Raw genomic sequence first — 6,381 nt, forward strand, 5'->3', positions numbered from 1 at the left:
GGTGAAATAAACACCGCTCATGTATCGCTCCGGAGCTAACTCACTTTGGGCGCTTCGGGAAAATCGAGATCGGGTTCCGCCACGTTGCTGATATAGTTCGCAAACGTAATGAGGGACATGGTACCCAGCATTTCGACGATTTCGGCATCGCCGAATCCCGCCTTTCGAACGGCCTGGATGTCCTTATCGGCGACCCTGCCCTTGGACTTATGGACTTTCTTGACGAAATCCAGCATCGCCTGGGATTTGTCGTCCGTTCCGATGCATCGTCTCGCGTTGGCGCATTCCTCGTCCGTCAGGAGTTTAGCGTTCTTGGCCAATTGGGTGTGCGCGGAGGCGCAGTAGATGCAGTTATTCAACTCGGAGGTGGCCAGCACGACCATCTTCATGTACTTCCCGCCCAGGCTTCCGGCGCCCAGGCTCCCGTTCATGGCCATAAACCCGTCCAGCGCCATTTCCGAGCTTCCCATACACTTGAACATATTCGGGACGATCCCCATGCTTTCTCCCACCCGTTTCAGCAGCTTGTTGGTGAGAGCTGAACCTTCGTCTGTTCCCACCTGCTTAAGCCTCGGCATGATGTCTCTCCTTTGATACACCGGTTGGTATAGTGCGGATGAATGATGGCCGGAATTCGGGACGTCGGCAGCCGCATTCCGGCAAACCATTCTTTGGAACGCCCTCCATGGCCGTTCCGACTCTGAATCAAACCGGACAACACCCCCATGTTACCCGTGCCAACACCATTACATCAGGGTTCCGGAGTTTGCAAGAAGTGGTTGTGAAATGTACGTGAGGATCGGCTTCCGGAATGGTATGTATTCCGGTATAAACGGAAAAGGAGCGGACTATGAGACTGGAATATCGGCCACTTGCAGCTTCCGAATATAGGACCCTGAGAGATCGGATCGGATGGTGGAAAACCGATACGGTTGCAACGGAAACGGCGTTGCAGCATTCGCTGTTCTCTGTGGTCGCCCTCGAGGATGGTAAGGTCGCCGGGTTCGGCCGGGTCGTTGGTGACGGCGGTCTCTATTTTTATATTCAAGACGTCATGGTACATCCTGAATTACAGGGCAAAGGATTGGGAAGGAGTCTCATGAAGGAATTGATGAATTACATCAGGACCCACGCCCGTGCCGGAGCATTTGTGGGTCTCATGGCGGCAAAAGGGCTCGAATCCTATTACGAGGCTTTCGGATTCCGGGCGCGCGATAAAGATGCTCCCGGGATGGCTCTGGTTATCGAATAGCATGTCCATCCAATGGACGTTCCGATTTGGCGGAAAGAAAGGAGTGTAGATGAATTGGAAAACATAAGACCGATCGCGATTCGACAATAATCAATGCATTAGCCGGCTCGGCTCCCACGGCGTCGTATCACTTCAAAGGCAAGCGTTTAGTCTTTAGAGATCAGGTTCTGTATACCTGCGTCATCCATTTTCTTGGGAAGGGCGATGGTGAGTTCACCGGCGGCTGGGTTCATCGATACTTCCGCTCCTACTATCCTCGCAAGCAGGTGCCCCTTCTTGGTTGGAAATTCACCGATTACGTTGCAGGCAATGCCGGCAAACCCAATCCTTACCCCATGCTCATCGGAGCTCAACGAAACCCGAATCTCGTTCTCCGGCCCGACTCCGTGCAGGGCGTAGACCAAGGCGTGGTGGATCAGATTCTCCAGGAAGAAGCGGCTGGTATGGAGGACACAGGGTTCGCTTTTCTCGAATCGGAGTTTTGTTCTTTTCGCGGCGGATTCCAGTTGGCACAGCTCCATCACCAGCTTTACGCTCTGGCCGACCTCGACCTCGCCGACGATCTCATCCACGCTGTGTGCGAACGTGTTCATGTTTCTGATAATGGCGTTCGCCCTTTCGACTTCTTCAATAACGCTCTCACTGAGCGAGCGGAGCTTTCCGGGCTCCAGCCCCATTCCGGTCTCGGACAGTTCTATCAACTCGTCTATCAGTCCCAGCGTTTCAGATATAATAGCCAGAACGTTCTTCAGTTCATGAGATATCAATCGATTGGTCTTTCCGAAGAACGAGAGTCCTTGAGCGCAGGCTCTTGCGATCTCGTGTTCCATGCCTACCTCCTGGTTTAAGCCTAAACGTTCATGGCCTGGTTTATTTTCTCGACGAGCGTTTCGATTTTGAAAGGCTTTATGATATAGCAAAAGCCCTCTCGGGACCCGGCACAGTAATCTTCTTCAGACCCGTGACCCGTTACAAAAATGAACTTCATGTCCGGCGACATTTCCTGGAGCTTTTTCTTGAGATCTAAGCCGCTCATATGAGGCATTTTTACGTCCAGCACGGCCACATCATACTTTGCCGCTGCGGCTTTAGAAAAAGCTTCGGCCGAAGTCGTCGCCCAGTCGGATTCGAAGCCCCTGATTTCCAGCCTTTCCGCCAAACGGGAAACAAACTTCTCCTCGTCGTCAACGAGCAAGACTCTCATCTTTAATGTCTCCTTCAAACCTGAATGGCAGGGTGATGACAAACATCGTTCCCACGCCAAGCTCGCTGTGAACGGTAATATCACCATTGAGTTTTCGCACCAGCCCATACGTAATGGACAATCCGAGACCCGTCCCACCGTTGAGACCTCTCGTGGTGAAGAAGGGCTCGAATATCTTCTTCAAATTCTCCGGTGATATTCCACGACCGTTATCCTGAATACTTATCGATACACGATCGCCCTGGATCTTTCTGGCCGTGATGTCAAGCAGGCCTCCACTGTTCATGGCTTGGATAGCATTGTTGATCAGATTCAGGAAGATCTGCTGCAGGCTTCTGCGGTCGGAATAAATCACAGGCAGGTCTTCAGGTATATCCATATGAACACTTATATTTCTATAGAGCGGCTCCTTCCCCAGGAAGGATAGCACCTCCGACATGACCTCTTTTAAATGAAGGGGTGAAATTGAAGGTTCAAACTGCCTGGCAAAGCCCAAGAGTTGTTTGGTGATCGCACCGGATCGCTCTACCGACTCCAACACGGCGTCGATGAGTTCCATCAGTTGTGGGTCTTCTTTGTATTCCTTCTTAAAGGTGAAAATATCTTTAAGAAGGCCGGCATTTTCGCTAATCACGGCCAGCGGATTATTGATCTCGTGGGCCACGCCCGTAGCCAAACGACCTACTGATATGAGCCTGCTGGAACTCTCGAGACGTTCCATCGCTTTGAGTCTTCCCTGGTCGGCATCGTATACCCTGTTCATGATAAACGTGGCCATCCCGTAAACGACGATCAGGATAACGACGGAGCTGCCGAAAAAGAACCAGATCATTTCATCCCGCAGAGAATACCAGCCTTTCATTACCTCCTCACTCCGTTTGACCAGCATGAGGATATAAGGCGAATTCTCTATGAACGCGTAGCCGACCAGGATTGGATTCCCTTTATGATCCTCGACCTCCATGATCTGCGAGTGGGGGGAATATTCGGGAATCGGTAAGGTAATCTTGGCAAGGACCTCGCCAAAATGCCTGGAAGGCGTTTGAAGCAGGCCTTCGTGATTGCAGATAAAAGCGTCGCTTCCCGCCGTCAGATCCAAAGAAGAGATGATCGTGATGAATTTTGTGATATCCAGAGTCGATCGCAGAACATAGAAAGATCCATCTTCTCCCACGGGCCATCTTTGGGCGATGATCATATGAGGGCGGTTTCTATAACCTAGAAATACGTCGCTGATGTAGGAGCATTCCTCGGCGCATTTGGTAAACCAGTCCTGGTCTTTGTAGCTCTTGCCTTGCAGATCAAAAGGTCCGGCGTAATTGATCTGCATTCCGGACTGGTCTATGAGTCCCAAGTCTACAAATCCTCCGAATCCCATCTTCAGATTCAACAGGAGGTAACGCAGTTCCTCATTGCTGGTCAGGGATTCAGGTTTCCTTCCCTGAACAATGAACCTCAACGCATCGAGGCGTTCTTCCAGGAAATACGTGATGGTTCGCCTGGTGTTGGATGTAATCCGAAGCGTGCGCAGGCGGTTTTCATTACTGATGGCCTCGTGGGCGAGTTTGAAATTGATACCCATGAGAATGCTCATCGGAAACAAAGAGACCACAAGAAGCAGAAAAATAGAAACGAGCCAGACTCTTCTGTAATTGAACAGAAGTCTGTCATGGGTTTTTGAAGCCCTGATGTTCCAGAAGTGGGGTCTCGTATGTTGGAAAACGTCCATCTCAGGATTCGACAAGCGCTTCAATCAGCTTTTGTATATTCGCCGGTTTCTGGAAACAGGCTACCGCTCCCAGTCCCAGGCAGGTCTTGAAGTCCTGTTCATTTCCATGGCCGGACAGGATTACAACCCTGATCTCCGGCTTCGCTGCCTTTGTTTGCCTCAGGATGTCAATTCCATCGATGTCCGGCAGACGCAAGTCCAAAATGACGCCGTCAAAGGAGTCCGTTCTCAGGCTGGACAGGGCGGACGTTCCATCATAGACCGGCTCCGCCTCGAAGCTCCTGAGTCTCAACCTTTCGGCCAATGCGTCGGCGATTTTCTTTTCGTCGTCTACAACAAGAATTTTCATGTGTTTAATCTTGCAACGTTAGAAAAAAGGTTGACATCAAAAATATTATTTATTAATACACAACACTGTTTCATTTGTAAACAGGTTTTTGAGAGGGTTTAAATATTTAAGCATACCATGCCGATTTTGAAAAGAGTCTATTTGTATTAGAGGAGCCTTGATCTCATGTCGACGAAAACCATAACAAAGTGGAGTTGTTTCGTAAGCCTGATGCTCGTGGTGACTCTCATCCATCCCTTGACGGCATCAGCCGCCCAGGAGGTTGGAGCCGAGGGCGCGGCCGATCCCTGGTGGTTTTGGCCTCTCATACTATTCTTTTTCTGTTTCATACTCGGTATTATCGCCGTGCTGGCAGGCGTCGGCGGAGGCGTTCTTTATGTTCCTCTCGTCGGCGGTTTTTTCCCTTTCCATATTGACTTTGTTCGCGGTGCGGGGTTGATGGTGGCCCTGGCCGGAGCCCTCGCAGCGGGTCCGGGTTTGTTACGTCGAAATCTGGCGAGCTTGCGCCTGGCCCTTCCAGTGGCTTTGATCGCCTCTTCCTGCGCCATCGTGGGCGCCATGCTGGGACTCTATCTTTCTAAGATAGACCCGAATATCGTACAGGTCTGCCTTGGTGCGACCATAGTCGGCATCGCCATACTGCTGCTGCTTTCCAAAAACACGGAGAAACCCGTGGTCAAAACGCAGGACGCGATCGGTCTCGCTCTCGGCATGCACGGTGCTTTTCTCGACCAGTCCACCAAGGAGAGAGTGGATTGGAAAACGCATCGCACGTTGCCCGGTCTCGTGTTGTTCATCTTCATCGGTGTCCTGGCCGGCATGTTCGGTCTGGGAGCGGGATGGGCCAATGTTCCGGTGCTGAATCTGGTCATGGGAGCGCCGCTTAAAATATCCGTGGCCACCAGCAAGTTCCTCCTGTCCATTACAGACACATCCGCCGCGTGGATCTACATGAACAAAGGTTGCGTGATCCCGCTCATGGCGGTCCCCTCCATCATCGGCCTCATGTTCGGTTCATTTATCGGCGTAAAACTGCTCAGCATGGTGAAGCCCAAAATTATCCGTTATATTGTGATCTCGGTACTGCTCTTTGCCGGCCTCAAGGCCATGGATAAAGGGCTCGGAATTGGATTACTGGGTTAGAATAAAAGGAGTCGGATGATGAACGAGCAACAAAATCAAGACCTGAAACCGATGCCGGAACAGATCAGATATGCCAACATCCTCTTCGCAGGAGCATGGTTGGGCATATTGGTAATGATGATTACCTACCTTATGTACGTCAGCGGCTTGATTTCCGCCCATGTGGACATGACCTTGGTCACTCAAAACTGGAACAAGGGAGTCGATGAGTATCTGAAAATCACCAACTCACCACACGGATGGGCGTGGCTGAGCCTTATATCCAAGGGAGACTACCTCAACTTTATCGGACTGGTCCTGATTGCGGTATTGACCATATTTTGCTATTTATTTCTTATTGCCGGATATGGGAAGCGGAAAGATTGGGCCTTTCTGGTCATTACCATTTCGGAGGTCGTGGTCCTGTCTGTGGCTGCCTCGGGCATCTTGGGGACAGGCGGTCATTAGGAAAACGTCTTCATTTCAAAACCGAAGGATCAACGCCATGACAGAAGAAAAAGAAAATATCCTTTTAGTCGACGATGAGAAGAAATTTCTGGATACCATCTCCGAGAGAATACGTCTCAAAGGATTTGAGCCGTTGCAGGCGTCCAGCGGCAAAGAGGCCCTTGAAATCGCCCGCAAGCAAAAGATCTATGCGGCGGTCGTGGACCTGAAGATGCCGGACATGGACGGCCTTGTCACCATCACCAAGCTGAAGGAGA

General features: G+C 50.9%; 9 protein-coding genes. 4 read left to right on the forward strand and 5 right to left on the reverse strand.

Annotation, left to right across the window (positions count from 1 at the left end; all coding sequences use genetic code 11):
• Positions 1–35: 35 nt before the first annotated feature.
• On the reverse strand, positions 36–578 hold the full coding sequence (locus tag HY788_15595; protein MBI4775566.1) for a carboxymuconolactone decarboxylase family protein: 543 nt from the start codon (positions 576–578) through the stop codon (positions 36–38).
• 272 nt (positions 579–850) lie between these two features.
• On the opposite strand from HY788_15595, the gene HY788_15600 reads away from it, so the two are divergent.
• Complete coding sequence (locus HY788_15600) at positions 851–1,252, forward strand: GNAT family N-acetyltransferase (GenBank protein MBI4775567.1); 402 nt, start codon at positions 851–853, stop codon at positions 1,250–1,252.
• Between the two features lie 146 nt (positions 1,253–1,398).
• Here the strand turns inward: HY788_15600 and HY788_15605 are convergent, their stop codons facing one another.
• Genes HY788_15605 through HY788_15620 form a run of 4 tightly spaced genes read right to left on the reverse strand, consistent with a single transcriptional unit; the run spans position 1,399 to position 4,534 of the window.
• Complete coding sequence (locus HY788_15605) at positions 1,399–2,082, reverse strand: HAMP domain-containing histidine kinase (GenBank protein MBI4775568.1); 684 nt, start codon at positions 2,080–2,082, stop codon at positions 1,399–1,401.
• 20 nt (positions 2,083–2,102) lie between these two features.
• A complete protein-coding gene (locus HY788_15610; GenBank protein MBI4775569.1) occupies positions 2,103–2,456 on the reverse strand; it encodes a response regulator in 354 nt (117 codons plus the stop codon).
• Positions 2,437–4,185 carry an ATP-binding protein gene (locus HY788_15615; protein ID MBI4775570.1) on the reverse strand — a complete coding sequence of 583 codons (1,749 nt, stop codon included), beginning with the start codon at positions 4,183–4,185 and terminating at the stop codon, positions 2,437–2,439. The genes HY788_15610 and HY788_15615 overlap by 20 nt, the downstream gene beginning before the upstream one ends.
• Position 4,186: 1 nt before the next feature.
• Positions 4,187–4,534, reverse strand: coding sequence for a response regulator (locus tag HY788_15620; protein MBI4775571.1), 348 nt, complete (start codon positions 4,532–4,534; stop codon positions 4,187–4,189).
• 165 nt (positions 4,535–4,699) lie between these two features.
• Here HY788_15620 and HY788_15625 point away from each other — a divergent pair, with 165 nt between their 5' ends.
• The 3 genes from HY788_15625 to HY788_15635 all read left to right on the forward strand — a co-directional run.
• The gene (locus HY788_15625) at positions 4,700–5,677 is read left to right on the forward strand and encodes a sulfite exporter TauE/SafE family protein (GenBank protein ID MBI4775572.1); all 978 of its coding nucleotides are present in this window, start codon (positions 4,700–4,702) and stop codon (positions 5,675–5,677) included.
• An 18-nt stretch (positions 5,678–5,695) separates the two neighbouring features.
• The gene (locus HY788_15630; protein ID MBI4775573.1) at positions 5,696–6,124 is read left to right on the forward strand and encodes a DUF1634 domain-containing protein; all 429 of its coding nucleotides are present in this window, start codon (positions 5,696–5,698) and stop codon (positions 6,122–6,124) included.
• Positions 6,024–6,381 (forward strand): response regulator (locus HY788_15635; protein ID MBI4775574.1); only part of this gene is annotated, 358 nt, incomplete at its 3' end. The genes HY788_15630 and HY788_15635, both read left to right, overlap by 101 nt.

It is taken from the genome of Deltaproteobacteria bacterium (assembly GCA_016208165.1).
Lineage (GTDB): Bacteria > Desulfobacterota > Desulfarculia > JACQYL01 > JACQYL01 > JACQYL01.